The sequence below is a fragment of the Methylobacterium sp. NMS14P genome (genome assembly GCF_028583545.1).
Taxonomy (GTDB): domain Bacteria; phylum Pseudomonadota; class Alphaproteobacteria; order Rhizobiales; family Beijerinckiaceae; genus Methylobacterium.
This window is the reverse complement of sequence record NZ_CP087106.1, coordinates 2,367,597-2,394,340: the sequence shown is the minus strand read 5'-3', so window position 1 is coordinate 2,394,340 and position 26,744 is coordinate 2,367,597. Positions and strand designations below refer to the sequence as shown.

General features: G+C 72.8%; 27 protein-coding genes and 1 tRNA gene. 15 read left to right on the top strand and 13 right to left on the bottom strand.

Going from position 1 to position 26,744, the window contains the following annotated elements; translation table 11 throughout:
- Window positions 1–371: 371 nt before the first annotated feature.
- The 3 genes from LOK46_RS11355 (at window position 372) to LOK46_RS11345 (ending at window position 3,143) form a co-directional block, all read left to right on the top strand.
- On the top strand, window positions 372–1,673 hold the full coding sequence (locus tag LOK46_RS11355; RefSeq protein WP_273563865.1) for a glycosyltransferase: 1,302 nt from the start codon (window positions 372–374) through the stop codon (window positions 1,671–1,673).
- Window positions 1,674–1,938: 265 nt separating this feature from the next.
- Complete coding sequence (locus LOK46_RS11350) at window positions 1,939–2,184, top strand: hypothetical protein (protein WP_273563864.1); 246 nt, start codon at window positions 1,939–1,941, stop codon at window positions 2,182–2,184.
- An 8-nt stretch (window positions 2,185–2,192) separates the two neighbouring features.
- The gene (locus LOK46_RS11345) at window positions 2,193–3,143 is read left to right on the top strand and encodes an adenylate/guanylate cyclase domain-containing protein (RefSeq protein WP_273563863.1); all 951 of its coding nucleotides are present in this window, start codon (window positions 2,193–2,195) and stop codon (window positions 3,141–3,143) included.
- A 344-nt stretch (window positions 3,144–3,487) separates the two neighbouring features.
- On the opposite strand, the gene LOK46_RS11340 is transcribed toward LOK46_RS11345, so the two are convergent.
- A complete protein-coding gene (locus LOK46_RS11340) occupies window positions 3,488–5,092 on the bottom strand; it encodes an ATP-binding cassette domain-containing protein (protein WP_273563862.1) in 1,605 nt (534 codons plus the stop codon).
- 237 nt (window positions 5,093–5,329) lie between these two features.
- Here LOK46_RS11340 and LOK46_RS11335 point away from each other — a divergent pair, with 237 nt between their 5' ends.
- The 8 genes from LOK46_RS11335 to LOK46_RS11300 all read left to right on the top strand — a co-directional run bounded on the left by LOK46_RS11335 (window position 5,330) and on the right by LOK46_RS11300 (window position 12,219).
- Window positions 5,330–6,079, top strand: a complete 750-nt coding sequence (locus tag LOK46_RS11335; RefSeq protein ID WP_273563861.1) for an SDR family oxidoreductase — start codon at window positions 5,330–5,332, stop codon at window positions 6,077–6,079.
- Window positions 6,076–7,068: a sigma-70 family RNA polymerase sigma factor gene (locus LOK46_RS11330; protein WP_273563860.1), complete on the top strand. Its 993-nt coding sequence runs from the start codon at window positions 6,076–6,078 to the stop codon at window positions 7,066–7,068. Before LOK46_RS11335 ends, LOK46_RS11330 begins: the two co-directional genes overlap by 4 nt.
- A gap of 86 nt (window positions 7,069–7,154) precedes the next feature.
- Entirely contained in the window at window positions 7,155–7,652 is a 498-nt protein-coding gene (locus tag LOK46_RS11325; RefSeq protein ID WP_273563859.1) for a peptide deformylase, read from the top strand.
- A 146-nt stretch (window positions 7,653–7,798) separates the two neighbouring features.
- Window positions 7,799–8,566, top strand: a complete 768-nt coding sequence (locus LOK46_RS11320; protein WP_273563858.1) for an FkbM family methyltransferase — start codon at window positions 7,799–7,801, stop codon at window positions 8,564–8,566.
- Between the two features lie 183 nt (window positions 8,567–8,749).
- Window positions 8,750–9,868, top strand: a complete 1,119-nt coding sequence (locus LOK46_RS11315) for a sensor histidine kinase (RefSeq protein ID WP_273564580.1) — start codon at window positions 8,750–8,752, stop codon at window positions 9,866–9,868.
- A complete protein-coding gene (locus LOK46_RS11310) occupies window positions 9,865–10,323 on the top strand; it encodes a response regulator (RefSeq protein WP_273563857.1) in 459 nt (152 codons plus the stop codon). The genes LOK46_RS11315 and LOK46_RS11310 overlap by 4 nt, the downstream gene beginning before the upstream one ends.
- A 67-nt stretch (window positions 10,324–10,390) precedes the next feature.
- On the top strand, window positions 10,391–10,585 hold the full coding sequence (locus LOK46_RS11305) for a ComEA family DNA-binding protein (RefSeq protein ID WP_273563856.1): 195 nt from the start codon (window positions 10,391–10,393) through the stop codon (window positions 10,583–10,585).
- A gap of 389 nt (window positions 10,586–10,974) precedes the next feature.
- Entirely contained in the window at window positions 10,975–12,219 is a 1,245-nt protein-coding gene (locus tag LOK46_RS11300; protein ID WP_273563855.1) for a capsule biosynthesis protein, read from the top strand.
- 278 nt (window positions 12,220–12,497) lie between these two features.
- Here the strand turns inward: LOK46_RS11300 and LOK46_RS11295 are convergent, their stop codons facing one another.
- The 3 genes from LOK46_RS11295 to LOK46_RS11285 are packed head-to-tail and all read right to left on the bottom strand — an operon-like array spanning window position 12,498 to window position 17,756.
- Window positions 12,498–15,221 carry an ATP-binding protein gene (locus LOK46_RS11295; protein WP_273563854.1) on the bottom strand — a complete coding sequence of 908 codons (2,724 nt, stop codon included), beginning with the start codon at window positions 15,219–15,221 and terminating at the stop codon, window positions 12,498–12,500.
- Between the two features lie 58 nt (window positions 15,222–15,279).
- A complete protein-coding gene (locus LOK46_RS11290; RefSeq protein WP_273563853.1) occupies window positions 15,280–16,317 on the bottom strand; it encodes an HD-GYP domain-containing protein in 1,038 nt (345 codons plus the stop codon).
- Between the two features lie 53 nt (window positions 16,318–16,370).
- Entirely contained in the window at window positions 16,371–17,756 is a 1,386-nt protein-coding gene (locus LOK46_RS11285; protein WP_337251970.1) for a TadE/TadG family type IV pilus assembly protein, read from the bottom strand.
- A gap of 429 nt (window positions 17,757–18,185) precedes the next feature.
- On the opposite strand from LOK46_RS11285, the gene LOK46_RS11280 reads away from it, so the two are divergent.
- Together LOK46_RS11280 and LOK46_RS11275 are read left to right on the top strand one after the other, a co-directional pair.
- Window positions 18,186–18,788, top strand: a complete 603-nt coding sequence (locus tag LOK46_RS11280; RefSeq protein ID WP_273563851.1) for a TadE/TadG family type IV pilus assembly protein — start codon at window positions 18,186–18,188, stop codon at window positions 18,786–18,788.
- Window positions 18,782–19,369, top strand: a complete 588-nt coding sequence (locus tag LOK46_RS11275) for a TadE/TadG family type IV pilus assembly protein (RefSeq protein WP_273563850.1) — start codon at window positions 18,782–18,784, stop codon at window positions 19,367–19,369. The genes LOK46_RS11280 and LOK46_RS11275 overlap by 7 nt, the downstream gene beginning before the upstream one ends.
- An 88-nt stretch (window positions 19,370–19,457) precedes the next feature.
- Here the strand turns inward: LOK46_RS11275 and LOK46_RS11270 are convergent, their stop codons facing one another.
- A complete protein-coding gene (locus LOK46_RS11270) occupies window positions 19,458–19,679 on the bottom strand; it encodes a hypothetical protein (protein ID WP_273563849.1) in 222 nt (73 codons plus the stop codon).
- A gap of 429 nt (window positions 19,680–20,108) precedes the next feature.
- Between LOK46_RS11270 and LOK46_RS11265 the strand changes: the two genes are divergently transcribed.
- Complete coding sequence (locus LOK46_RS11265) at window positions 20,109–20,276, top strand: hypothetical protein (RefSeq protein WP_273563848.1); 168 nt, start codon at window positions 20,109–20,111, stop codon at window positions 20,274–20,276.
- A 20-nt stretch (window positions 20,277–20,296) separates the two neighbouring features.
- Here the strand turns inward: LOK46_RS11265 and LOK46_RS11260 are convergent, their stop codons facing one another.
- Both LOK46_RS11260 and LOK46_RS11255 read right to left on the bottom strand, forming a co-directional pair.
- Window positions 20,297–20,677 (bottom strand): TonB family protein, encoded by a 381-nt coding sequence (locus LOK46_RS11260; RefSeq protein ID WP_273563847.1) that lies wholly within the window; start codon window positions 20,675–20,677, stop codon window positions 20,297–20,299.
- Window positions 20,678–20,764: 87 nt separating this feature from the next.
- Window positions 20,765–21,514: a sigma-70 family RNA polymerase sigma factor gene (locus LOK46_RS11255; RefSeq protein WP_273563846.1), complete on the bottom strand. Its 750-nt coding sequence runs from the start codon at window positions 21,512–21,514 to the stop codon at window positions 20,765–20,767.
- A 299-nt stretch (window positions 21,515–21,813) separates the two neighbouring features.
- Here LOK46_RS11255 and LOK46_RS11250 point away from each other — a divergent pair, with 299 nt between their 5' ends.
- Complete coding sequence (locus LOK46_RS11250) at window positions 21,814–22,059, top strand: hypothetical protein (RefSeq protein ID WP_273563845.1); 246 nt, start codon at window positions 21,814–21,816, stop codon at window positions 22,057–22,059.
- Window positions 22,060–22,094: 35 nt separating this feature from the next.
- Here the strand turns inward: LOK46_RS11250 and LOK46_RS11245 are convergent, their stop codons facing one another.
- The 6 genes from LOK46_RS11245 to LOK46_RS11220 all read right to left on the bottom strand — a co-directional run bounded on the left by LOK46_RS11245 (window position 22,095) and on the right by LOK46_RS11220 (window position 26,662).
- Window positions 22,095–22,412 carry a metal-sensitive transcriptional regulator gene (locus LOK46_RS11245; RefSeq protein ID WP_273563844.1) on the bottom strand — a complete coding sequence of 106 codons (318 nt, stop codon included), beginning with the start codon at window positions 22,410–22,412 and terminating at the stop codon, window positions 22,095–22,097.
- Window positions 22,413–22,521: 109 nt separating this feature from the next.
- Window positions 22,522–23,379, bottom strand: coding sequence for a manganese catalase family protein (locus LOK46_RS11240; RefSeq protein ID WP_273563843.1), 858 nt, complete (start codon window positions 23,377–23,379; stop codon window positions 22,522–22,524).
- A 431-nt stretch (window positions 23,380–23,810) separates the two neighbouring features.
- Window positions 23,811–24,092 (bottom strand): hypothetical protein, encoded by a 282-nt coding sequence (locus LOK46_RS11235; protein WP_273563842.1) that lies wholly within the window; start codon window positions 24,090–24,092, stop codon window positions 23,811–23,813.
- 123 nt (window positions 24,093–24,215) lie between these two features.
- A tRNA-Thr gene (locus tag LOK46_RS11230) sits at window positions 24,216–24,290 on the bottom strand.
- Between the two features lie 103 nt (window positions 24,291–24,393).
- Window positions 24,394–24,828: an NUDIX hydrolase gene (locus LOK46_RS11225; RefSeq protein ID WP_020092221.1), complete on the bottom strand. Its 435-nt coding sequence runs from the start codon at window positions 24,826–24,828 to the stop codon at window positions 24,394–24,396.
- Between the two features lie 226 nt (window positions 24,829–25,054).
- Window positions 25,055–26,662 carry a heme biosynthesis protein HemY gene (locus tag LOK46_RS11220; protein ID WP_273563841.1) on the bottom strand — a complete coding sequence of 536 codons (1,608 nt, stop codon included), beginning with the start codon at window positions 26,660–26,662 and terminating at the stop codon, window positions 25,055–25,057.
- Window positions 26,663–26,744: the final 82 nt, after the last annotated feature.

The following is a 26,744-nucleotide window of genomic DNA, read 5'->3' as shown; positions in this document are numbered from 1 at the left end:
GGACGGCGGCGGTCGCCACCCCCCCTGCCGCACGTGGCGCGGGTCCCCTCTCCACCCGAGTCGGGCCCGCCCGACCTGGGGCTTCTCGAGCCGGATCTCGGGCAGGCCCGAGATCCGCCGGGTGAGGGACGGGCCGAGGGATCCGACCTCTCCGGAACGACCGGGTCCCTCACCCCAACCATCTCCCGCACGGGCGAGGGGCCTCTCCCGCGTCCCCCGCGCGTCCCCCGCGCGCCCGTTGCAGCCGTAACCGCTTCGGCCCCGGGCCGCAGCCGCGCCGTAACGGGCCGCCCCCAGCCTCGCTCCCGGACGCCCCGTCGATCGCGCCGCGATCAGGCGGCGCCCTCACTCCCCCACGGAAAGGACATGCGATGAAGGTCCTCCTCTGCTCGACGCCCGCCACGGGCCATCTCAATCCCCTCCTCGCCATCGCCCACATGCTGACCGCGGACGGCCACGAGGTCATGGTCCACTCGGGCTCGGCCTTCCGCGACCGTATCGTGGCGGCGGGCGCCCGGTTCATGGCCCTGCCGGGCGCGGCGGATTTCGACGGCCGCGACCTCCGCGCGGTCGTGCCCGAACTGGCCCAGATCGCGCCGGGACCGGACTGGCTGCGCGTCGCCATGGAGCGCGTGTTCGTCGACCGGATCCCCGACCAGGCGCGCGGCCTGCGCGCGGCACTGCAGGCCTTCCCGGCCTCGGTGGTCATCGGCGACGACATGTTCTTCGGCGCCCTGCCGCTGCTGCTGGGGCCGCGCGCGGAGCGCCCCGCCATCGTCCTGTGCGGCACCTCGATCCTGCACTGCGCGCGGCCCGACCGGGCTCCGGCCTTCCTGGGCCTCCCGCCGGCCGAGACGCCCGAGCAGGAGGCCGCCTACGGCCGCATCGCCGAGGCCTACGACGCGGCCGTCGACCGGCCGGTCGGGCTGAGCCTCGCCGCCAAGCTGGCGGAACTCGGCCGGGCCGCCCCGCCCTGGCCGCTGTTCGACGCGGTGGTGCGGCTCGCCGACACCTACCTGCAGCTCACCGTCCCGAGTTTCGAGTACCCGTTCCCGCGGCCGCCGACGGTGCGCTTCATCGGCGCCCTGCCGATCGTCCCGGGGCAGGCGGCGCTCCCGCCCTGGGCGGCCGACCTCGACGGCGCCCGCAAGGTCGTGCTGGTCACGCAGGGCACGGTCGCGAACCACGATTTCGGTCTGCTCGTCGGCCCCGCCCTCCGGGCGCTGGCCGATGAGCCCGACATCCTGACCGTGGTGACGGGCGGCGGCCGGGGGCTCGAGGCCATCCCGGGCCCGATCCCGGCCAACGCGCGGCTCTCGCCCTACCTGCCCTTCGAGTGGCTGCTGCCCCGGGTCGACGCCATGGTGACCAACGGCGGCTACGGGAGCGTGAACCAGGCCCTGAGCCACGGGATCCCCCTCGTCGCCGCCGGCCTCACCGAGGACAAGGCCGACGTGAACGCCCGCATCGCGTGGTCGGGGGCCGGGATCGACCTCGCGGCGAACGACCCGACACCGGAGGCGATCCGGCTGGCGGTGCGAAAAGTGCTCGACGCGCCCGGCCATCGCCGGGAGGCGCGGCGCCTCGCCGCCGAGTTCGCCGCCTACGACGCGAGGGCCGAGATCCTGCGGCTCCTGTCCAGCCACGGCGGCCGCGCGCGCAGCGCCGCCTGACCGTTCCCGCTCGCGACCCGAGGGCCGTCCCGACGGGGACGGCCCTCTCATCGGCGCCCATCACGGCACCCGGTCCGGCGGACCGGGTGCCGCTCGCACGACGGCCCATGGAAATTGGTTCCCCGGCCCCGCCGTCCCGGCAACGATCCGGATCACGCCCGTCGATCGCGCCTCATTTCCGCTGTCATTGTTTTCCGATCCGCCGAAATCGCGGTGAAAGATCGGATTTTTACTTTGGATGCTCCACCACGAGGAGCACGAGATCATGATCTCTCACCGCACACGAGCCGCCGCGGCCCCCGCGATCGGGACGCTTCTGATGGTCCTGGCGGCCCCGACCGAGGCGCGGGCGCAGCCGGTCCCGCGCTTCGCTCAGGCCGACGTTCCGAGCCTCGCGGCGATCATCCATGCCCGCCCGTTCCGGACGGATCTGGACCTCCGCTCCCCCACCGTGGAGCGCGAGCACGCCCGGGCACAGCGCATCATCGGCCGCGTCTGCACGGGCTGCTGATGCCCGCGATGGCGCTCCGGGAGCACCGCGCGGACGGAGCGGATGCCTGTCCCGGCCGCGCGGGTGGGATCAGGAGACGGGCGAGGGCCGCCCCGATCCGCCGCCGCCTCGCCGTCGCGGCGGCGGGACATGGCCAGCTCCTCGCCGCGGCGCCGCTGCCGCTGCTCCTGGCGCTCGCGGCCACGACGACGCCGGAGCCCGTCACCGTCGGGCTCGGCGGGCTCGCCCTGGCGTGGCTCTCGCTGCGGGTGCAGCGCCTGCGCGGAGCCGCGCGCGCCGCGACGCGGCAGCGGAACAACCTCGCGCGCCTGACCGCGCCGGCGGTCGCCCGATGGGTCGCGGAGACGGATCGCGCCGCCCGGCGCCCCGGCTGGGAGCAGGAGGCGACGGTGCTCTTCGCCGACATCCGCGGCTTCACCCGCCTCTGCGAGGGCATGGCGCCCGGCGAGGTCGCGGCGTTCCTCGCCGCGTTCCGGTCCCGCGCCGCGCGCGCGATCGAGGCGGCGGGCGGGCTCGTCGACAAGTTCGTCGGCGACGAGGTGATGGCGGTGTTCGGCGTGCCGGGCGCGGCGCCCGGGGACGCCGACCGCGCCGTCGCGGCGGCCCGCGCGCTCGCGGCCGCGATGGCGGCCTGGAGCCGGGAGCGCGGCGAGGCCGGCCTGCCGCCGGTGCGGCTCGGCATCGGGCTGCATCGCGGCCCGGTCTTCATCGGCGTCATCGGGGCGGAGCGCGTGGAGTTCACGGCGGTCGGCGACACCGTCAACGTGGCCCGTCGCCTGGAACAGATGACCCGCGCGCTGCCCTGCGACTGCCTCGCCTCGGAGGCGGTGGTCCGGGCCGCGCCGTCCGGCGGGGCGCGGGTGATCGCCGTCGGGCCGGTGCGCGGCGCCCGCACCGTCCTGCGCCTGTTCACCCTCCGGCTCGACCCGGCGGGGCCGCCTCGGGACGGGTCCGAGTGATCCCGCGGACGCGGCGGGACGGTGTCCGGCAGGCCGGCGGTCGGGCCGCCCGCCACCCGCGCGGCCGCCAGACGATCCGGACCGGCCACCCCTGACGGGCGCGCCAGAGCTGCTCCCGATCGTGTTGCGACGGGTTGGAAGGACGACGACTCCGGTTGAGACAGCCGCGCCGTGCCCCCTCTCCCGTGCGGGAGAGGGCTGGGGTGAGGGATGCGATCTCTCCGGATAATTCTCCTCCCTCACCCTGTCCCTCTCCCGTGCGGGAGAGGGGACCCGCGCCACGTGCGCCGAGGGCTCGACGAGCGCCGCGCGGTCCTCGTCCCGCCGCCGTTCCGGATGCCCCCTCAGGCGCGGGGTCGGTCGGCGAGATCGTCGAGGTCGACGCGGCGGGTGATCCCCAGCGCGTCCAGGAAGGCCGCGTCGTGGCTGACGACGAGGAGCGCGCCGTCATAGGCCGCCAACCCGGCCTCGAGAGCCGCGACCGCGTCCAGGTCGAGGTGGTTGGTCGGCTCGTCGAGGATCAGGAGGGGCGGGGGCGCGCGGTTGCCGAGCACGCAGGCGAGGGCGGTCCGGACCCGCTCGCCGCCGCTCAGCGCCGCGACGGGGCGGTCGGCGGCCGCCGCCCGGAACTGGAACCGCGCCAGGGCCGCCCGGCACCCGTTGGCGTCCTCCTCCGGGTTGAGACGCGCGAAGTTCTCCGCCACGGTCCGGTCGCGGTCGAGCAGGGCGAGGCGCTGATCGATCAGCGCGGCGCGCACGCCGACCGACACCCGGCCCGACCACGGGCTGAGGCGACCGGCGACCAGGGCGAGCAGGGTCGACTTGCCCGAGCCGTTCCGCCCGCAGAGGGCGACGCGCTCCGGACCCGTGAGCGCGAGGGACACGCCCTTCAGGACCGCCTGTCCCGGCCGGTAGCCGACCGTCACGTCGGCGATCGCGAGGACGTGCCGGTCGGCGTGGAGCCCGCTTGGCGGGACCGCGATCGCGGCCGGCTTCACCGACGCGATCCGGTCCCGGGCCTGGACCAGCTCGGCCTCGGCGCCGGCGCGCTGGCGCTCGGTGAGGCGCGCGCTCCCGCCCGCCGTCCGCTCGGCATTGTCCCGGCGGGCCCCGGCCAGGATCCGGGGCAGGTCGCCCCGCGCGGAGCGGCGGTGCCCGGCCGCGTCGCGGCGCTGCTGGCGCTCGACCCGCTCCTGCGCCCGGCGGCCGAGGTCCGTCGCCCGCTTCTCGGCCACCGCGAGGTCGTGCTCGGCCGCGGCGAGACGCGTCGCCTTGGCCTGCCGGAAGGCGTCGAAATTGCCCCGGTAGCGGGTCGCCTCCGCCGGCGCGAGGTCCACGATGGCGTCCATCGCGTCCAGCAGGGCCCGGTCGTGGCTGACCACGATCGCGCCGGCGCGCCAGCTCTGCAGCAGCTCGTGGACCGCCCGCCGCCCGTCGCGGTCGAGATCGTTGGTCGGCTCGTCGAGGAGCAGGAAGTCCGGCGCGGCGAAGATCGCCGCCGCGAGCGCCGCGCGGGCGCGCTGCCCGCCGGAGAGGCGCCGCAGCGGCGCGTCGGGGCTGACCGGCACGCCCATCCGCGCCAGGGCTGCCGTCAGGCGCTCCGCGAGCGTCCAGTCGGCGGCGGCGAGCTCGTCGGCCTCCGCCGCGCCGGTCTCCGCGCGGCGGAGCAGCGCCAGGCCCGCCGTCGCGCCGAACAGGTCGCCGACGGTCTCGTCCGCGGTCGGGCCCGCGAACTGGCGCAGCAGCGCGACCGTGCCGTCGCGGTGGACGGTGCCGCCCGTCGGCGCCAGGCGACCCGCCATGAGGCTCAGGAGCGTGCTCTTGCCGGCCCCGTTGCGGCCGACGATGCCGGTCCGCTCCTGCGCGAAGCTGGCCGTGATGCCGGAGAGGACGGCGCGCCCGTCAGGCGCGGTCCACGCGATGTTCAGAAGGGAGAGCTGTGCTGGCATGCGGAGAGACGGTCCTGGCGGCAAGGCGGGGCGGCGTTGCGGTCAGGTTCAGTCTCATCGGCGTCTCGGCTCCAGCGGGGGGCCTCCGTAGCGCCGGCCGCGGTCTCTCGCAACGCCGCGGCCGTCGCTTTTTGCGGCCGGATGTCACAAACCGGGATGCTGCATCGTCCTGTTGCCGACCGGGACGCCGGAGCGGCAGGGTGCCCCTCGGCCCGGTCCGCGCGGGAGACGGAAATCATGAAGATCGTGGTGATCGGCGGCAGCGGGTTGATCGGCCGGCATCTGACGGCCGAGCTGGAGCGCGCGGGCCACGAGGCCGTCCCGGCCTCCCCGAGCACGGGCGTCGACGCGGTCACGGGCGTCGGCCTCGCCGAGGTTCTCGTCGGTGCCGACACCGTGGTCGATGTGGCGAACGCGCCCTCCTTCGAGGACGCGGCGGTGCTCGACTTCTTCGAGCGCTCGAGCCGCAACCTCCTCGCCGCCGGCCGGCAGGCGGGCGTCAGGCACCACGTCGCCCTCTCGATCGTCGGCACGGACCGCGCGGACGGCAACGGCTACTTCCGCGCGAAGGTCGCGCAGGAGCGGCTGATCGCGGCCTCGGGCCTTCCCTACACCATCGTCCGCGCGACACAGTTCTTCGAGTTCATCGCCACGATCGCCGAGGCCTTCGCGGTGGGGGATCGGATCGTCGTGCCGGACGCGGATTTCCAGCCCATCGCGGCGGCGGACGTGGCCGCGGCGCTCGCCGCGGTGGCGGTCGCCGCGCCCGTCGGCGGGACGATCGACGTCGCGGGGCCGGAGCGGCTGCCGTTCCGGGCGTTCGTCGCCCGGCGCGTGGCGGCCGCCGGTGACGGCCGCGCGGTGACGGTCGACGGCGCCGCCCGGTACTTCGGAGCCCCGCTGGCGCGGGGCTCCCTGGTTCCCGACGACGGGGCCGCGGCCCGCCTCGGCGGCACGCGCTTCGAGACATGGCTCGCGACGGCATGACGCGCCCCGACCGTCCGCGCGGACAGGTTCGGCCGCGACGCGTCCGGGCGTCCGGTCCGGTCGCGCGGCCGATCTACGGGGAGGGAACCGCCACCTTCGAGGCGCACCGCCCCCGGCTCCTGCGCGTTGCCTACCGCATGCTCGGCTCGCGCAGCGAGGCCGAGGACGTCGTGCAGGACGCGTGGCTGCGCTGGGTCGCGGCGGACCGGGCCGGGGTCGCGGCGCCCGACCGGTTCCTCGCCCGCGTCGTGACGCGGCTCTGCCTCGACCAGATCAAGTCGGCGCGCGCGCGGCGCGAGAGCTATGTCGGCCCCTGGCTGCCGGAGCCGCTGGTCGAGGCGGGCGCGGACTGCGTGGACGAGGACGACCTCACCCTGACGCTGATGCTCGCGCTCGAGCGGCTGTCCCCCTTGGAACGCGCGGCCTTCCTGCTCCACGACGTGTTCGGCCTGCCGCTCGGCGACGTCGCGGAGACGCTCGAGCGGGAGGCGCCGGCCGTGCGCCAGCTCGCGGCGCGCGCGCGCCGGAACGTCCGGGCCGCGCGGCCGCGCTATCCGGTGACCCGCGACGAGGGCGAGCGCGTCGCCCGGGCGTTCTTCGAGGCCTCCGCGAGCGGCGATGTCGCGCGGCTGCGGACGCTGCTGGCCGACCGCGTGACGCTGTCCTCGGACGGGGGCGGCAAGGTGCTCGCCTTCGTCAATCCGATCCGGGGGTTGGAGCGCCTGCTCCGGCTCTACGCGGGCGCGCGGCGCAAGTGGGGCGACGGCCGGGCGGCGCTGATCGCGTTCGTGTGGATCGACGGTCTTCCGGGCTACGTCAGCCGCGAGCGCGGCGGCCTCCTGCAGACGACCGCCCTCGCGATCGAGAACGGCCGGATCGACGCCATCTACGTCACGCGCAATCCCGACAAGCTCCGCCACGTCGCGCGCGCCGTCGCGGCCGGGCCGGGGCTCGGCGACGCGGGCGGGACCGGGGCGCGCCCGTCTTGACGACCCGCCCCGCGGCGCGGCTTGCATGGCGCGCGGCGGGCTCTCGCGTCGCCGCAGGTGGACCGACCAACGCGGACTGATCAACCATGCCGGCGCGCCCGCTCGTCCTGTTTCCCGATCCGCGCCTGACGCGCCCGGCCGAGCCGGTCGACGCGTTCGGCCCGGCCCTGAAGGCCATCGCCGACGATGTCCGCGACACGCTCATGGCCGAGAGCGCCATCGGCCTGACGGCCCCGCATATCGGCGTCCCCGCGCGCCTCGTGGTGGTCCGGATCTCGCCGGACGAGAGCGCCCGCGTCTACGTGAACCCCGTCGTGTCCTGGGCGTCCCCCGAGACGGCAACCCACGACGAGGGCAGCGTGAGCATGCCGGGGGTGCGCGAGCGGATCTCCCGGCCCGCCCGCATCCGCCTGAGCTACCGCGACCTCGACGGGTCCGCCCACGAGGAGGAGACGGAGGGCTTCCCGGCCGCGGTCCTCCAGCACGAGATCGACCAGCTCGACGGCGTGTTCTGGATCGCCCGCCTGTCGCGGCTGAAGCGCGAGCGGCTGCTGAAGCGGTTCGAGAAGGGCCGGTCCGCCTAGACCGGTCCGGGCCCGGCCGGCGGGAGTCGACACCCTGCCGCGGACCGCCCCGCCGTGAGCGCGCTGGCGGAGCCGGCGCAGGGAGGGCTACATGGGCGCGACGTCGCCAGCCCTCCGGACCCGTCGCCGCAGAACGGACCTTGCGCATGCATCCTGCCGTGGCCGCCGCCAAAGCCTTCAAGGCGGTTCATGACACCGGTCAGGTCCCGGACTACGAGCGCATCCTGCGGCAGGGTTACAGCCGCTTCCTCGCTCCGGGGGACGTCGTCGTCGATGTCGGCGCCCATACCGGGCTCCACCTCGTCGCGTTCGCCGACATCGTCGGCCCGACCGGCAAGGTCCACGCCTTCGAGCCGATCCCGTTCCTGATGAAGGACCTGGCGCGGCGTTTCGGTCGGCGGCCCGAGGTGGAGCTGCACGACGTCGCCCTCTCCGACACGGCGGGGCGCACCGATTTCACGGTCGCGAGCGTGCCCGGCGAGAGCGGTCTCCTCGCCCGCTACTTCAGCAGTCCCGCCATCACGTCGAAGACGATCAAGGTCAGGACGGAGAGGCTCGACACCGCGCTCGGTCACGTCCCCGCGGTGGCCTACATCAAGATGGACATCGAGGGCGGGGAGTTGAACGCCCTGAGCGGCGCGACCCAGCTCCTCCGGCGATGCCGCCCGATCGTCAGCGTGGAGTACGGCTGGGCCGGCTACTCCGCCTACGGGCACGCGCAGGACTCCCTCTACCGGTTCGCCGAGAGCCACGGCTACGTCTGCGCGGACATCACCGGAAACCTGATCGACGACGCGAGCACGTGGCTCGCGGTCAGCGACTACGTGACGTGGGATTTCTTCCTCGTCCCGCTGGAGCGTCGACCGGACTGGGGCGCGATGTCCGCGCGCCGGCCGGTGCCCGGACCCGCGTGATCCGGACCCGGGCGGGACAGCGCGACCGGTCCGGCCGCGCGGCGGAACAACCGCCGCGCATGGTGCGTTGCACGCTCCCGCCTCTGCGCCGCCCGGCGCGGCCGTCCATCGTGCCCAGTCCCGAAGGTCCGCCAGGACCGCGCGCAGGGTATCTCAGACCAACCCGCGTGAAGGGTCGTGACCGTGCCGAACTCGCGGCAGCCGCTGCAATCCTCGTCCGCCGCCAGCGCGCCGCTGGTGAGCCTGCGTCGCGGATCGGGCCAGCTCTTCGAGAGCGAGCGTCGCCTCAACGCGGTCCTCGACAACGCCTCCGTGTCGATCTTCCTGATGGATGACCGCCAGCACTGCATCTACATGAACCGCGCCGCCGAGCAGCTGACCGGCTGGACGCTGCGGGAGGTTCTCGCCCGCGACTGCCCGCTGCACGACATCGTCCACCACACCTACCCGGACGGCCGGCCGTTCCCGCTTGAGGAGTGCGCGATCGACCGCGCCTTCCCGGAGAACAACCAGGAGCGGGGCGAGGAGGTGTTCGTGCACAGGGACGGGCACTTCTTCCCCGTGGCGTTCACCGCCAGCCCGATCCGGGACGACGCGACCAACATCATCGGCACGATCATCGAGGTCCGCGACATCAGCGAGGAGAAGGCGGCGGCCGAGCGCCAGCGCCTGCTGATCAACGAGCTCAATCACCGAGTGAAGAACACCCTCGCCACGGTGCAGTCGATCGCCGCGCAGACCTTCCGCGGGCAGACGGACCAGACGGCGCGCGCCGTCTTCGACGCCCGGATGGCCGCCCTGTCCAACGCCCACAACGTGCTGGTCGAGGACAATTGGGAGAGCGCCAGCCTGCGCAGCGTGGTCGAGCGCGCGCTCGCCCCCCACCTTCTGGCGGAGGTCGACGCCGGCCGCTTCCGGTTACAAGGACCGGACGCGCGATTGCACCCTAAGGTGGCAGTGACGCTGGCGATGGCTCTGCACGAGTTGATGACCAACGCGGCGAAGTACGGCGCCCTGTCGACACCTGAAGGGCAGGTCGCGGTGACGTGGTCCCTGCACGACCGGGATGACGACCGACAGCAACTCGACCTGTTCTGGGAGGAGCGGGGCGGCCCAACGGTCGCACCTCCAACCTGCAAGGGGTTCGGCTCACGGCTCATCGAGCGGCAATTGCCGCTGGAGTTCGACGGCAGCGCGGCGATCACCTACGCGCCCACGGGCGTGACCTGCCAGATGCGGATCCCGCTGACCCGGCTCGGCTGGATCGGCCAGGAGACGGTCGAAGGGCCGCGCGCGCCATGACGCCGCTCTCCGGACGCCGGGTCCTGCTGGTCGAGGACGAGAGCCTCGTCGCCATGCTGGCCGAGGACATGCTGCTCGACTTGGGCTGCGAGGTCGTGGTGGCGATGCGCCTCGACAGGGCCCTGACCCATGCCCGGACCGAGGCGTTCGATCTCGCGGTGCTCGACGTGAATCTCGGCGACGCGCGCAGCTACCCGGTCGCCGACCTCCTGCTGGCGCGCGGCACGCCGTTCCTGTTCGCCACCGGGTACGGGCAGCACGGCCTGGACGCCGCCTATCAGACCGTTCCGGTGCTTCAGAAGCCCTATCAGGCGGCGCCCCTCGAGCATCTGCTGCTCCGCCTGCTGAGCGGCGAGGACTCGTGCCGCGCGGACCCGACCGGCCTGCCGCCGTCCTGCCGCTGTCACGCGTCCGAGCCCGCCCACCGGCAGTTCCGCGCCGATCCCACCCGCTGAGGCGGCCGGACTGACGCGGGGACCGGAGCGAACTGGCACGGCGCCGACCGGCGCGGAGTGGAGCACCATGATCGATCTCAACACGGCGACGGCCGAGGAGCTGGACAGCGTTCCGGCCCTGAAGGGCCACGGCTTCGAGATCGTGCGCTACCGGGAGGAGCGCGGCCGGTTCACCAGCCTGCGGCAGCTCGACGAGGTGCCGGGCCTCAGCGGCAAGACCGAGGGCGTCGCCGATCAGATCACGGTCGCGGAGAGCCCCTAGCGCCGGTCCCGACCGCATCGGGCCCGAGGCGATCACCGGGCCCGTGTCGCATGCGGCGCGGGTTCCGTCTCCCGCACGGGGTTGGCGGCATGGCGCGGCCGTCCCGACCGGGGTCGCCGTCCTTCCAAACCGTTGCAACGCGATCGGGAACGGCTCCGGCGCCGGTCCCAGTGGGGGCACACCGGTGCAGCACGGTCCTCGGACACACGGATCTATCGCGGCGGCGGATCGCGGGACTGCTGGCCCGGCGTCATAGCGGGATGCGGCCGAACCCGGAGGATCGCGGCTGACATGCTTTCGCCGCCTGTCCGTGTGATGGCCTGCGCGAGCGGCGTGAAAGCCGCGCGGGCGGACGATGCCCGCGCAAGCCCGAGCTTCGAGAAGCAACGATGAACATGCAGGTCGAGAAAGCCCAGGGCAGGCCGCTGAAAGGCATCGACCGGAACAAGGTGATTGCGCAATCGCTGCGGCAGTTCGCGCGCCTCCCGGGCCTGCCCGACACCAAGAAGGGCGTGCGCTCCTATCAGAGCCACGTCAAAAGCGATCCCTGGCTGCCGCTCCTGTTCGCCGTCTGCTTCGTCCTCCCGACCCTGGCCGCCGGGATCTACTACGGGCTGATCGCCTCCGACCGCTACGTCACCGAGGCGCGGTTCGCGATCCGGCCGACCATCGGCACCGCCGACAAGGCGACGCCCGACACGGTCGGCACGAATGCCGGCGTGATCAAGGCGACCGTCGCCCAGGAAACGCTCATCGCGCAGGAGTACATCCACAGCCGGCCGATGGTCGAAGCGGTCTCGGCGGAACTCCCGATCCGCGCGTGGTTCGGTCGGGACGACATCGACATGTTCTCCCGCTTCAACCCGGAGAAGCCGGTCGAGAAGTTCCTGCGGTACTGGCGGCGGCGGGTCGATGTCGACGTCGAATCCGCGTCCGGCATCATGTCGCTGACTGTCGAGGCCTTCGATCCCGACGAGTCGCTCGCCATCACCAAGGCGGTCATGGCGGACACCGAGCGGATGTTGAACGACCTCAGCATGCCGTCCCGGAAGGACGCCCTCGACGTGAGCACGCGCGTCCTGAAGCTCGCCGAGGAGCGGGAGGCCAAGGCCAACGCCGCCCTGAACGAGCTGCGCAACCGCGAGGGCGTGCTCGACGTCATCAAGTCGAACACCGCCACCATCAAGTCGGTCTCGGAACTGCGGGAGACGCGCACCAAGCTCGCCGTTCAGCTCTCGGTGCTCCAGCGGGACCTCGGCCCGCAATCCCGCAGCATCATCGACCTGAAGCAGCAGATCGGCGATCTCGACGCGAACATCGCGCGGGTCCAGCAGCAGCTGGCCGGCACCGCGCCGACGGAGAAGCGGCGCCTCTCGGACGCGCTCACCCGGTTCGAGGATCTCGAGCACGAGCGCGAGAACGCCGAGAAGTATCATCGGGACGTGCAGCTGGCCTATGACCGGGCCCGCATCGTCGCCCAGCAGCAGGTCGTGGCCCTGGTGCCGATCGTCGAACCCATCAAGGCCGGGTCCTCGACCGAGCCGCGGCGCATCCTGATGACGAGCATCATCACCGCCGCCGCCGCCGTGCTGTTCGCGGCCGCGATGTTCACCCGCCGCATGCTCATCACCTGATCCCGAGCCGGGTCGGCACACGGACGTGGCCGGGCCGGCCCAGGGACCGCCGGTCCGGGACCGGCACCACGAAAAAGCCCGCCGCGGCGAACCGGGCGGGCTGAGGGAGTGCTTGGGAGGAAGCGGAACCGTACGGCCGAACCCTCTGGCATGCCAGATACCGAAGCGCAGGGCAGGTCTGCGAAATCGCGCGGTCTGCCGAGGGAATACTTTTCCGGAACGCGTCGACGGGCCGGCCCGGCAGCGCGCCGAGGCCGTCGGGCGTGCCCGCCTCGTTCCTAGGCGGCCTCCGCCCGGGACCGGGTCCGACCCTCGAGGCCGCGAATGGTCGCGGCGAGCAGCCTGTCCAGGGCGTCGCACGCGTCCGCCCGCTCGGCGCAGGCGGCGCTCCGGGCGGCCTCCTCGATGACGCGCAGCCGCGCCACGAGGGCGCGCGCGCCGACATTCGCGCTCATCGACTTGAGGCTGTGCGCGGCCCGGGCGATGGCCGGCTGATCGGAGGCGGCGAGGGCCTCCCTGAGATGGGCGAGCGCCACCGGACCCTGCGCCCGGTACAGGTCGAGGACGCGGTCGAGGAAGGCACCGTCCCCGAGGCCGAGCAGCCCGTCCAGGACCTCGGCGTCGAGGAGGTCGTCGGCGTCGGCCGCCTCGGGCGGCGCGGCGACCGGTCCGCCCGGTTCGGGTGTGCCGGATCGCGCCGGGGCGTCCGCCGGCGCGCCGCGGAGCGCCGGCACCTGCGCCTGCAGCAGGTCGGCGAGCTGGCGCAGGGTGAAGGGCTTCAGGAGCGTCCCGTCCATGCCGGCCGCCGCCGCGGCGTCCGCGGCCTCGCCGAGGACGTGCGCCGTGAGGGCGACGATCGGAACGCGCCCGCCGATGACCGCCTCGCGCTGCCGGATCCGCCGCGCGGCCGCGAAACCGTCCAGGACCGGCATGCTGCCGTCCATCAGGATCAGGTCGAAGCGGCGCGCCTCGACGGCCGCCACGGCCGCGGCCCCGTCCTCGACGGTCACGACATCGGTCACGCCGCAGCGGGCCAGCGCCTCGAGGGCGACCTCGCGGTTGACCGCACTGTCGTCGGCGACGAGCACCCGCGCGGCCGGGAATTGCGGGAGCGCCTCGACCGTGGCGGCGGGCTCGACCGAGGGCGCGGACGCGGCGAGGGCGTCCCCGGCGGCCAGCGCAGCCAGGACGGGCTGCCACTCCGCCTGGGTCACCGGCCAGCGCAGCACCGCGTCGGCGAGACCGGCGCGGAGCGCCGCGTCCGCCGCGCCGTCGCCCGGCCCCGCGACGGCGAGCACCCGCGCGGCCCGGTCCGGCCGGCGCCCCGCCGCCACGAGGGCGGCCGCGTCGCCGATCCAGTGGGCGGCGGCGCTCCCCGGCGCGACCGGCGCGAAGCCGGCCGCGCGCAGGCCGGCCGCGAGGGCGGCGCGGGTGGCGGGACCGGCCGTGTCCAGCACGATCGCGGCGGGCACCGCGTCGCGGCGCCGGACCGAGCGGGCCGGCTCGGCGACGATCACGGGGATGCGCGCCGAGAAGGTCGAGCCCGCGCCGACGCGGCTCGTCACCGCCACGGTGCCACCCATCGCGGCAACGATCTGCTGGGCGATCGAGAGCCCGAGGCCGGTGCCGCCGAAGCGGCGGGTCGTCGACTGGTCGGCCTGCGTGAAGGCCGAGAAGATCGTGGCCAGCTTGTCCCGCGGGATGCCGATCCCGGTGTCGGAGACGGCGATCACGAGGCACCCGTCGCCGGCATCGACTGCCATCCGGACGGCGACGTGGCCGGCCTCGGTGAACTTCAGCGCGTTCGACACGAAGTTGCTCACCACCTGCCCGAGGCGGACCGGGTCGCCGAGAATCGCCCGCGGCACCTCCGGCGCGACCTCGGCCGCGAGGTCGAGCCCGGCCGTCCGGGCCCGCTCGGCGAAGAGCGTCACCGCGGTGTCGGCCAGTTCCGCGGGGCTCACGGGCACGCGCTCGAGCTCGAGCTTGCCCGCCTCGACCTTCGCGAAGTCCAGGATGTCGTTGATGATCGCCAGGAGCGACCGGCCGGACCGGGCGATCACCTCGGCGTAGCGGCGCTGGCGCGCGGGCAGGTCGGACCCGGCCAGCAGCTCGGCCATGACCAGGACGCCGTTCATCGGGGTCCGGATCTCGTGGCTCATCGTGGCCAGGAAGGCCGACTTGGCGGCGTTGGCGGCGTCGGCGGCCTGCTTGGCCTCGCTCAGGTCGGCCGTCCGGGCGCTGACTTCCGCCTCGAGGTGGGCGCTGTGGGCGGCGAGCCGGTGATCGCGCTCGTTCACCGCCGAGAGCAGGTCGTTGAAGGTCCGCGCCAGCGCGCCGACCTCGTCGTCGCCGCCCACGGGCGCGCGCTGCGCGTAGTCGTGGCGCAGGCGGACCGCCTCCATGGTGCGGGCGAGGGCGGCGAGCGGGCGCGTGACGCTGCGCTGCAGGTAGAGCGACACGCCGACGCCGATCGCGACGGCGAGCAGCGCCGCCAGCGCGGCGTTCTGCGCGGCGGCCCGGAGGTGGCCGAGGATGTCGTCGGTCTCGCCGATCAGCACGACCCGGCCGACGGGGCGCCCGTTCTCCACGATCGGCGCGGTCGCCTGGAGGCTCCGGGTGGCGAGCAGGTGCAGGAGGGACAGGTCCGCGCCGTCCCGGGCGGCGTCCTGGGCCAGGCGCAGGCCGATCCCCTGCTCGGCGAGGACGGACCCGTCCGGCCGCTCGATCGCCGCGTAGACGATGGACTGTACCTTGCCGATCGCCCGCAGCGACGCGTCCGCCCCGTCGGCGTCGCCCGCGGCGGTGGCCCGGGCGCCGCCATGCGCGAAGACCTGCGCGACGGCCTCCAGCGCCGCCTGCTTGTCGGCGGCGTAGCGGGCGACCTCGCGCCAGACCGACAGGGCCGTCGCCAGGACGAGCGCCGCCGTCACGGCGCCGGTCACCGCCAGAGCCAGCCGGCCCGCCAGGGAGCGCCGGGGCCTCAGCCACGCGAGATGCACGCTCTGCTCCTTCAGGTGGCCCGGCCGGGCCCGATCGCGGGGAGGGGCGGGGACGGGGTCAGGCGGCGGCGCGCAGGCAGGTCCGCGTCACCGCGTCCCAGCTCGCCAGGAAGGCCTCGACGCAGCGCGGGTCGAAGTGGCGGCCGGCCTGGTCCGCCACGAAGGCCCGCGCCCGCTCGAGCGGCCAGGCCGCCTTGTAGGGCCGCTCGGTCACCAGCGCGTCGAACACGTCCGCCACCGCCACGATGCGGCCGGAGAGCGGGATCGCCTCGCCGCGCAGGCCCTTCGGGTAGCCGGTGCCGTTCCAGCGCTCGTGGTGGCTCTCGGCGATCTCGGCGGCCAGCCGCACGACGTCGGAGGTGCTGCCCTCCAGGATCCGCCGGCCGCGCTCGGCGTGCTTCTCCATCTCGGCGCGCTCCTCGGCGGAGAGCGGTCCCGGCTTGAGCAGGATCGCGTCGGGCACGCCGATCTTGCCGACATCGTGCATCGTGGAGGCGAGCTTCAGGATCCGGATCTTCGCCGGGTCGAAGCCGAGGTTGCGGGCGATGACGCCCACGTAGCCGGCCACCCGGGCGATGTGATCGCCGGTATCGGTGTCGCGGTGCTCGGCGGCGCGCATCAGGAGGGCGATGATCTCGCGCTCCCGCGCCTCGATGACGGCGACCGCGGCCGCGACCTCGCGGGCGAGCCACGCGGCCCGGTCCTGCTCCTGCCGGTGGGCCGCGCTGATCTTCATCAGGTTGGTGATGCGCGCCTGGATCTCCACGGGATCGCAGGGCTTGCCGAGGAAGTCGGTGGCGCCGGCGCGCAGGGCCTCGTGGCGCAGGCTGCGCTGGTCGAGGCTCGTCACCATCACGATCGGCACGTGCGCGAAGCCCGGGACCGCCCGCGCCGCCGCGATGACCTCGAGGCCCGTCAGGCCGGGCATGTCGTAGTCGGTGACGACGACCCCGATCCGGTCGACATGCGCCCGCAGGAAGTCGAGCGCCGTCACGGGGCACGTGAAGGCGACCGGCTCGCAGTCGGCCACGGGTTTGAGCGCCTGCATGATCAGCAGGTTGTTCATCTCGGAATCGTCGAGGATCAGCGCGAGCACCGTGTCACTCCCAGGCGACGAGTCATCGACGAAGGGTCCGCATCGCGTCTTCCCTACTGCGACAGCAGCAGCTTGCCCGAGAGGGGTCCGACCCCCTTGGGCACCGGCACGCTGGTCGCGTCGTAATTCGCGTTCAGATAGAGGTTCGGGCCCTGGTACAAGTTGACCTGCTGCGCCACGATCACCGTGTAGGCCGACTGGTCGGCGACGGGCTTGCTGGCGTCGATCACCACGCGGCCGGCCGGCAGGTACAGCGTCCCCAGCATGGTCCGCGCGTTGTCGCTGATGATGCGGTAGGTCCGCATGGGCTTTGTCGCGGCGAGCGGCGGCGGGGTCGGCGACGGTGGCGGCGACAGCAGCGGCGTGACGGTCTGGTCCACCAAGCCGGCGAGGATTGCCGCGGGGTCGACGGGATCGCTGACCGTGCGCTCCTCCATCATCAGCAGGCCGGCCATGGAGCCGGTGGTCGGGGCCGACAGGCTGACCGTGGTCTTCTTGTCGAAGAGGAGGCCGCCCTTGTTGCCGGTGAAGTAGAAGGCGACGTCGGTCCCCGTCATGGCGGCATTCTTGTCGACGATGAGCGGCCCGTCCTTCATCACGTAGGTGCCGGCGCGCAGCGTCACCGATGCGTTCTTGGTGATGTGCAGGCCGCCGCAATAGGTGCCCGGTTCGAGGGTGGCGCTCTGGTCGACGAGGTTGCCGCCTGTGTCGCGCTTGCTGTTGGCGGAGGACGGGATCGCCGCGCAGGCGCCGATCGGCGGTGCCGCCCTGTCCTTCAGGGGATCCTGGATCGGCGGACAGCCCGTCTGCGGCGGCGGCGCGAAATTCGCGCGGGCGCCGTCGAAACCGCCCGCGGTACAGATCGTCTGCGCCCGGGCATAGGCGCTGTCCTTGCCGACCATGCCGCGGGGACTCTGCGAGTTGCTGTAGAGCGAGCAATCCTGGGCGGTCACCTCGGCGCTCTTCTCCAGCTCGAACGCGCCGGCGGCGAGCGGGTCCAGCGTCAGCAGGCACAGGCGCATCTTGCCGACGACGCGGACCGTCGAGCGGACCGAGACCTTGACGGTCGGTACGCCGACGAATCCGCCGAAGGAGAGCCTGACGGTCTCGTCGACCGCCGTGGCGACGCTGGTCTTGTCGTCCGCCACGTCGACCCGGACGGCGTAGGGGCTCTCGGGTCGCGGCGCCGCCTGGGCGTGGACCGTGTCGACCACGATGCTCTTGGCCGCCGCCGACGTGGAGACGGCGAGCTTGAGGTAGTTGCCCGCCGCGAGAACGCCGGCATCGGCGGCGTTCTGGAGCTGGCTGCGCCGAGAGGCGAGGCGGGCGTAATCGATGCCGCCGCCGGTCAGGCCGAGCAGCACCACGGCGCTCAGGCCGAAGGTCAGGGCCACCGAGCCGGACCGGTCCGTCAGGGCTCGCGAACCGACGCGGAGCACTCTCCAGAAGGGAAAAATAGGGGGCTCTCCCAGGGCGGGACCGGATCGGCGGCTGCGGCGGCACCGGCCACCGATCCGGTAGGCGTAAAGTCCAGCTCCTAAAAATCCGTCGCGCCGGAGCCCCGGAAAGCTGTCAGCACTCGAATAAGCCTCCTTTCGCTGTGAACAACTTCTATACGCCGCCCGCCAATGCCCGCCGCCGCCTCGACGACTGGCTGCGTCGGGGCCAGCCCCGCGAGGGAATACAACAATACACAACCTGAGGGCGAATCTAGCCCCTCTTCAAGCGTCGCCCCCGCAAAATCTTGCTGAAGACGCAATTTCTACTCAGATTTGAACCGTTTTTAAACGGCCTCATCATAGGGTTATTTTCGTCCGCGCTTCTGCGTCCGGACAGCGGCGGGCACGGACCTGCAGAGTTCGTTTGGCATGATGGGCATCTTGCGGCGCGTCGCGACCGTCCGCCGTCCGGGCGGGACCGAGGGCACCGCCGGGCCCGTTCGACGGTTCGCCGGCCACCGGACCGGGGCTTCGGCGGTGGAGTTCGCGCTCCTGGCCGCGCCGTTCCTGGCCCTCCTGGGCGTCGTTGCGGAATCGGGCGTCATCGCCATCGAGCAGCAGACCCTGGACATCGCGGTCGACCGGAGCGTCCGGCAGCTGCGCACCGGCACCTTCCAGGACGGCTCGGACGGCAGCGATCCGGGCCAGCGCCTCCGCAGGATCGTCTGCACCGGTCCCTCGGCGCTGTTCCCCTGCGCCGATCTGCGCCTGGACGTCTCGCGGACGCCCTCGTTCTCGGCCTCGCAGCCGGCGGAACCGTTCGACAAGACCACCAAGACCTGGACACCCGGCTTCGGCCAGCGGTTCGAGTGCCCGCAGGGCGGCGACACCGTCACGGTCCGGGTCGCCGTGCCGGTGATGCGGCTGTTCCAGATGCTGGATTTCACCGGTCGGATCATGTCCGACAAGACGCAGCTGCTGGTCACGACCGAGATCTTCCGGGCCGAGGATTACGAGCCCAAGCCGTGCTGAGCGGACGTCTGCGCGCCCGCCTGACCCGCCTGATCGGCGACCGGGAGGGCGTCAGCGCGATCGAGTTCAGCGTGATCGCCCCGATCCTGCTGCTGATCCTGATGGGATCGATCGAGCTGCCCCGCGCCTACATGATCGGGAAGCGTCTCGACAACGCGGCGGCCACGATGGCGGACCTGATCTCCCGCGGGAGCTACGCCGACCTCAAGCCGGTCTTCGCCGCGACGGGGGCGATCTCCAACCCCTACGACGTGAGCCGGGCGAGCATCGTGCTGACGGCGGCGGGCACCTACAGCAACGGCGGCTCGGCGACGACCAAGGTCTGCTCGAGTGCCGAATCCAACGGGCAGGCCCGCACGGCGGGCTCCTCGCTCGGCGCGCCACCCGCCGGGATGACCCGGAACGGAGACCGCTTCGTCGTGTCGGAAGTCACGATGATCTACCACCCGATCTTCCCGGTCCTCTCGAACCTGACCCGGTGGACCTTCCAGTACAAGAAGATCTGGCCGGTGCGCGGCGGCGAGATCTACAACGGGCAGAGCGAGGTTGTTCTGCCCGGGGGCAAACCCTGCCCGGTCTGACGGGCGGGCGGACACCTCGTGCCGGGCCGGCGCTGCGGCCGGCGCCACCGGATCGCCCGGTGGCGCCGGATCGCGGCCACGCCCCGCCTCAGCGGACCGAGACCGCGGTGGCGACGACCCGCCGCGAGGCCGGGCTCGCCGGGACGAGGCGCGGCGTCGTGGTCAGCTCGGAGGCCGGCCGCACGGCGGCCGTGGGACGAGCCTGCTCCCGGTAGAGCGGCGGGGTCAGCGCGATGGTCTCGTCGGCCTGAGCGGTGCCGATCATCGGGACGGCGGCGAGGGCGGCGAGAACGATGGTGCGAACGGTCATGGTCGGAAGTCCTCTCGTTGTCCGGGTCGTGCCCGGCTTCGAGGGACTATCTACGTTGCAGAGCAACATGATCCAAACAGATGCGATCGATTCGAGTTATCGATTTCGTCAATGACCTCGCGTCTGCCGGTCGGCTGCGGCGCTCGGTTGGCAACCTGCTTGCGTGCCTGACTGTCCGAGCGACGCCAGCAGAGCGATCATGCCCGACGCCGGCCTCTGACGAACCGCCCGGGGAGACCCGCCGAGTTAATGCTAAATTAAATCCCACCCTCGAAGGTCGGGCACGCAGTCGAAAATCCGTGAACTGCCAGAGGTTTAGCGCGTAAAAGTTTATCTTTTCGCGCGGAAGGAGACGGCCCGTTGCTGGTTGCGGCCCTGCTTTTCGCGGTGGGCATATGGGAGGGCTGGCGGTATCGCGCACCGGTTTTGATGGCCAGCTCGATGCTGGTCACCCTCGCTTGGCTGGCCCTCTGGGTCTTCGTGTGGGCTCAGCTAGACGCCGAGAAGGTCCTGCTGCTCCTCGCCTACCTCACCGCCCTTCAGGCCGGCTACCTCGTCGGGGCCTATCTCGGCGCCGATACCGATCCGAACCGCTGACTGGACCGGCCGACGCCCGCTCAGCGGCCGAGCGCGACCGGGATGCTGAGATCGACGATCCCGTCGTCGCCCAGGAGTGCGGCCGGCGGCACCGGGGCCGGACTGATCCCCCGGACGGCGCGGAGCGCGCGCTGGTCGAGTTTCGAAGAGCCCGAGCTCTCCTCGATCTCCGCGCCCTGAACAGCCCCGTCCGCGGCGATCTGGACATGGACGACGACGGTTCCGCGGCCCCGGCCGGGACCCGGCCGCGTCCCGGCACGGTCCGCGGCATCGATCCGCGTCACGAGATCCGAGAGCCACGCCCGCGCGGCGGGCCCCGGGGCGGTCCGCGCCCCGGCCGCCCCGGGCGACAGGGTCAGACCGAACACGACGGCGGCGGAGATCACGGCGCGCGGCGACATGGGAAACGGCGGCTCCTCGAGCCCGGGATCGGGGATCGACCCTACGCGCAGAGGCGGGTCCCTAGCGACCCCGTCGGCTGGCCGCCGTCACGAGACAGCGGTGGATTTCCGGCCCTTCGGCCCCGCGGCGGCCAGCATGACGTCGTCGCTGCCGACCTCGAGACCGGTATAGCCCAGCATCTCGGCGAGCTGCGTCCGGGCCCGCCAGACCCGGCTCTTCACCGTGCCGATCCGGCACTGCATGACGGTGGCGGTCTCCTCGTAGGTGAGGTTCTCGATCGCCACGAGCACCAGCGCCTGCCGCATCGGCGGCGCCAGGCGGTCGAGGGCGGCCTGGACGTCGCTCAGGTCGAGATGGCCGCACTGCTCGGGCAGCGAGACCATCCGCTCCGCCTGCGCGCCGTCCTCGTCCTGCACCTCGCGCCCGCGCTTGCGGTGCTCGTTGTAGAACTGGTTGCGCATGATCGTGAACAGCCACGCTTCCAGGTTCGTGCCCGGTGCGAAGCTGGCGCGCGAGCGCCAGGCCCGGAGAAGCGTGTTCTGCAGGAGATCGTCGGCACCGACATGGCTGCGCAGGAGCGAGCGCGCGAAGCGCTGCAGGTTCGGCACCATGGCGAGGAGCGAGGCCTGGAACGCCTTCTCGCGGCCGTCCTGCGCCCGGCCGAAGGCGCCGTCGAGCAGCCTCAGCAGTTCGGCGAAGCGATCCGCGATGGTCGGCTCGACGTTGTCCTGCGCGTAGGTCGCCGCGAGCAGATGGCCGAGATGATACTGCACGCTGTCGGGGAGCCGGGGGCCCTGCGCGTCGATTGTATCAGCGTCGAGCGAGAGTTCGAGCATGATAGCCGATCACCTGAAGGGTATGAAAAATCGCGTGGCGCCATTAATCGCTGATTACGCCATATCCGCCGCAACATAGATCAGCGGATAGGCACATCTTCGGACTGATATATGCTCGCATCCGCGGCAATCGCGACAGAGATGTCGACGAAAAGAGGGAATTCGATGAGGTCATACGCACCGGAAAACTGTTCGCCGCACGACCGTATCTGCGGCAGCGCACGCGGAGATCTCGCTCCTGCGAATGCCCACCGCAAGCGGGACCGGAGCGGGACGCCCCGGACGGGGGAGTCGCGCCCATGACCCGGCTCTCGGATCTTGAGGACGATCCCGCCTTCCAGGAGGCCGTCCTGGCCCTGCGGGGCGCGGCCAGCACCCTGAGCGGCCGTGCCGTGACCCTGGAGGAGGCCCGGTTCCTCGTCGGCATCGCCCTGACGACCTTCGCGCATGCCGGCGGTCTCGAGGAGCCGAGCCGCAGCCGGCTGGCCCGCTTCTCGGCGCGCATCGGGCCGGGCACCGTCGTCGAGACGCTGACCAAGCACTGAGCGCGGGCGCCGGGGGCGCGGGCCGGGTCCGACGCCTATCCGGCCTCCGCCATGGCCGCCCGCAGAACCCGGAGGAGGTCCGCCATGACCACCTCCCGGTCCGGGTCGCGCGCCGCGAGGCGGAGCCCCGCGGCGACGTGCTGGTCGATGATCAGGAGGCCGACCTCGCGCAGGGCCGCGGTGGCCGCCCGGATCTGCTGGATCTCGTCGAGGCAGTGCCGGTCGGCCTCGACCATCGCCCGCAGGCCGCGGACCTGACCCTCGATCCGCCCCAGCCGCCGGACCAGCGGCGCGCGCTCCGCGTCGGTTCGGGCGAGGCAGACACGACCATCGACGAGCGTGCCGCGTGTCACGGTTCTGCGAGCCACCTGTTCCCGTCTGTACGCGGGTCGCGGCGCGCCGGAGCGCCGCGCCCTCGGATGGAGCCGTCCCGGCCGGCGGACCGGCCGGGCGCCCTGCGGATCAGCCGATCTGCTGGGCCTCGGCGCCGCTGTCGGGCCGCGCCGGGCCGAGGACCGGCTCCTCGCCCATCGGCTGGTTCTGGACGACGCTGAACTCGCCCTTCCCGTCGAGCGACGGGCCCTGCGTCCAGCGCCCGGCCGGCGGCGGCGAGCCGTCCGCCGACGTCGAGAAGAAGTTGTAGTTGAACTTCTGGTTCTCCTTCTCCTGCGGGAAGGAATTCGGGATCGGCAGCGTGCCGGCATGGCCGCCCAGCTCCTCGATGACCGCCAGCCATTGCTGCTGGTGCATCGTGTCGCGAGCGATGAGGAAGCTCCACATGTCGCGCATGCCGGCGTCGTTGGTGGCGTTGTAGAGCCGCACCGCCAGGACGCGCCCGGTGCTCTCGGCGGCGACGTTGCAGTACATGTCGGCCGCGATGTTGCCGCTGGCGTAGATGTGGCTCATGTCGAACGACTGGCCGTCGGAATTGCCCGGGAAGGCGGCCATGCCGGTGGACAGCAGCGTCTTGTGCAGCATGCCCTCGGCGATGTGGCGCGGGTTCTCGCCGCCCATCACGGCACCGACGATCGCGTCGGCCGCCCCGGCCTCCTGGACCTTGGTGGGGGCGTTCTCGAGGTTCAGCGCCACCGCGGTCGCGAGCATCTCGATATGGCCGATCTCCTCGGTGGCCGTATTGAGCAGCATGTCGCGGTACTTGGTGGTCGGGGCGCGGTTCCCCCAGGCCTGGAAGAAGTACTGGAAGGCGACCCGGATCTCGCCCTCGATGCCGCCGATCGCCTGCTGGAGCATGCGGGCGTAGATCGGGTCGGGGCTGTCGACCTTGACCGGGTACTGAAGCCGCTTGTCGTGATAGTACATGATGTCTGTCCCTCGCGAGAGGCACGGCGTGCTCAAGCCCACCGCACGATCGGCCGTCGGCCCGGTACTCCGTGGGAGCATCGAACCTCGCACCCTGTCCAACCGCGCTTCGGGACGACGGTTCGATCTTTCGCGAACTTTATAACGATCAATATTTGACCGAACTCATTTTATCGCGCCCTGCCAGGCTATTGGCACGACAATCCGCGATCAAGGCCGCGCTTAACCGGCCAGAATTACACAACGTATGTTAAGGGCACCTCATCCATGTTAGGTGGGCGCCGCGGAGGACCGGATCACCGGCCGCTCTCTCTGGCCGCGCGGTGCGCTGCGCGAGAGCGCTCGAGGGCGCGGCGGGGGGCAGCTTACTCGCGAGCGTGGAGCCGGGCGCGCGATCGGTGCGGTCGCGGAACGCGCGGCTTTGAGGGCGCCTACAGGAGCCCGGTGCGCCGGGCGAGCATCATCCCGAAGGCGAGGCAGGCGGCGAGGCTGACCGCCAGCATGGCGACGTTGGTCCAGAACCGGACCGGCCTGCTGGACCCGTCGATCCCGCTCGCCCGCAGCCGCACCCACGGCACGTAGAGGTAGAGGGCGATCAGAGTCAGGATCAGGAACGCGAACGTGGCGAGCCGCCCGGTGATCAGGGCGGCGCCGGCCAGGACCGCCCAGCCGATGACGAGGCCCAGCATGGTGAACAGGGCGGTCGAGTTCACGTCGGCGCGTCCCCTTCAGCGGATGGTGTCGGCCGGGCAGCCGCCGCGATCCTCAGTCTGCGACAGGCTCCGCTAGGGAACCCTTAGCATCGTCCGGACTGATTGCGAGATCGGGAAGGTTTCTGGTGCTGCGAGAGAGGATTGAACTCTCGACCTCTTCATTACCAATGAAGTGCTCTACCACTGAGCTACCGCAGCAGGTGACCGGGGCGCCCCCGCGGGGGGCGTGTCCGTCCGGCCGAGTGGGGCCATAACGGATCGCCGCCGCGTTGGCAACGCCGTGTTGGGCGTTCGCGCCGTTTTAGGTGCGCGACGCGGCCCGGATCAGGGCGGCGAGGCCGGGCTCGGACACCGCCTCGGCGGCGTCCGACGGGGTGAACCAGCGGAGCTCGCGCTGACGCGCCTCGGGGAAGTGCTTGAGCTGCTTGCGCACCTCCAGGGGAAACACCTTCACCTGGCACAGGACCGTGTCGAGGTTCCTCAGACGCTTCTGGTAGAGGTACAGCCCGATCGGGCGCTTGCCGACCGCACCGCGCAGGCCGGCCTCCTCATAGGCCTCCCGCGCGGCCGCCTCGAACGGCTTGCGGCCCTTCATCGGCCACCCCTTCGGGATGACCCAGCGGCGGCTCTCCCGCGACGTCACCAGCAGGATCTTGGTCTTGCCGTCGCGCCCGTGCCGGAACGGCAGGGCCCCGACCTGCCGGCGCGGCTCGCCGTCCTCCTCGAGGACGGTCACGACCGCACCGCGCGGCGCGGGACGCCGCCCCGGTCCGACCGGATCGACGGCGCGCGCGGGCTGTGAGCGGGCTGGGGGATGATCGGATCCTCGGTCGACGGCTCACGACAAGCTACACGGCGAGCCGGCTCATTCAACTTGCAATAGTCCAGCGCCGCGGCGTGCCCGTGACCCCGCGGCGCTCCTGTCATGCCGCGTCCGGATGGCCGGCGCGCGCTGCGGCCGGTCAGCCGATCCTGCGGACCGCGCGCTCACCCGAGCCGGATGGCGGCAGCGCCGCGGCCGCCATCCCGGCCGAGACCGGGTCGGCACCGGCCGCCTTCGGGGCGCCCGGCTTCGCCGGAAGAACGGTCGGGATCGGCGCGGCCAGGGCCGGGCCGGCTGAGGCCGATGCCGCCGACGCGACCGATGCCGAAACCGCCGCGGGGGTCGAGGGGGACATCGACGCGGGGACCGGCTTGGCGACCGGCGCCGCCGCGTTCGGGGCCGCCGGCACGAGGGCCGGACCGGCGGCGGCCGCTTCCGGCTCCACCGCGGGCGCGGCACCGAGCGTGTTCGGCGGCTCGCGCCACGCGAAAGCGTCGAGGCGCCCGGTCACCGGCGAGACCGGCGCCCAGGTATCGGTGGCGATGCCGTCGGCGATCCACACGCGGTCGCGCGGCGCGCGGGCGGCCCGGGCCAGCCACTCGCGGGCCTGGCCGGACGCGGCCCCGTGCTCGGCCTCCTCGATGGCCGCCATCATCAGGCAGGCCCGGGCGGTCGGACGGTCGGAGAGCAGGGGCTTCACGGCCTCCCGGGCCCGCTTGTAGTCCCGCGCGTCGAGGGCGGCCTGACCCAGGGCGAGGCGGGATTCCGGGTCCCAGACCGATAGCTTCGCCAGGACCTCGGCGCGGGCGAGGCGGTCGCGGACAGAATCGCCTGGACGCAGGCCCAGGTAGACCTTGGCGAGGTCGGGATGGGGATTGGCCTTCCAGGCCGCCTCGACGATCCGGGCGGCCTTCTTGACGTCGCCGCGGCGGGCGAGGAGGCGTCCGGCGATGCAGGCCGCCGGCACGAGGTCGGGTGCGAGCTTGACCGCCTGCAGGACCCGCTCGGTGGCGAGTTCCGGCTCGCCGGCCTCGCGCTCGCCGGCGATCGCAGTGAGGAGCACCGCCCGCTGGCGCCGGGCCGCGGCCTTGTCGATCAGTCCGAGGGACGAGCGGCGCTCGATCGTCTCCAGGGCGGCCGCCCAGTCGCCGTCGGCGCTCTGCGCCTCCAGCAGGGCCTCGTTGGCCCAGGTGACGCTCGGGGCGAGGCGGGCGGCCTCGGTGGCGTAGGCGCGGGCGGCCGTCTCGTCCTCGCGGCGCCGGGCCTCCACGAACAGGCCGCGCAGGCCCAGGACCCGGGTCTCGGGATCGTCGACCATGCGCTGGAAGGCGCTCTCGGCCGCGTCCCGGTCGCCGGAGATCTGCGCCGCCTGCGCCTTGAGCAGGAGGGTCAGCGGCTCGGTGCCGAGGAGCCGCTCGGCGTCGCCCGCGAAGCGGCGGGCCGCCAGGGGATCGCCCGAGCCCACCGCCACCATGCCGCGGGAGAGGGCCGAGAGGCCCTTGGCCCGGCGCCGCTCGGTCGAGCCGCGGACCAGGGCTTCGGGCAGGCCGATGACGCCGCGCACGATCGCCCAGAGGACGCCCAGGACGATCGCCGCCGCGATCACGCCGACGAGGGCGACCGCGAGGCTGGTGCCGATCTGGTAGCCGTTCCAGACGACGGTGACGGTGCCGGGCCTGTCGGCGATCCAGACCGCTCCGAAGGCGGCGAGTGCGAGCAGGGCCAGGAAGGCGAGGGCGCGCCACATGGGGTCAGTATCTCCTGTCGGCGGCCGGCTGGCGGCCGTCGCGGGGTGCGGGAGGAGCGGGGCGCCTGGGCGCCCGCTCTGA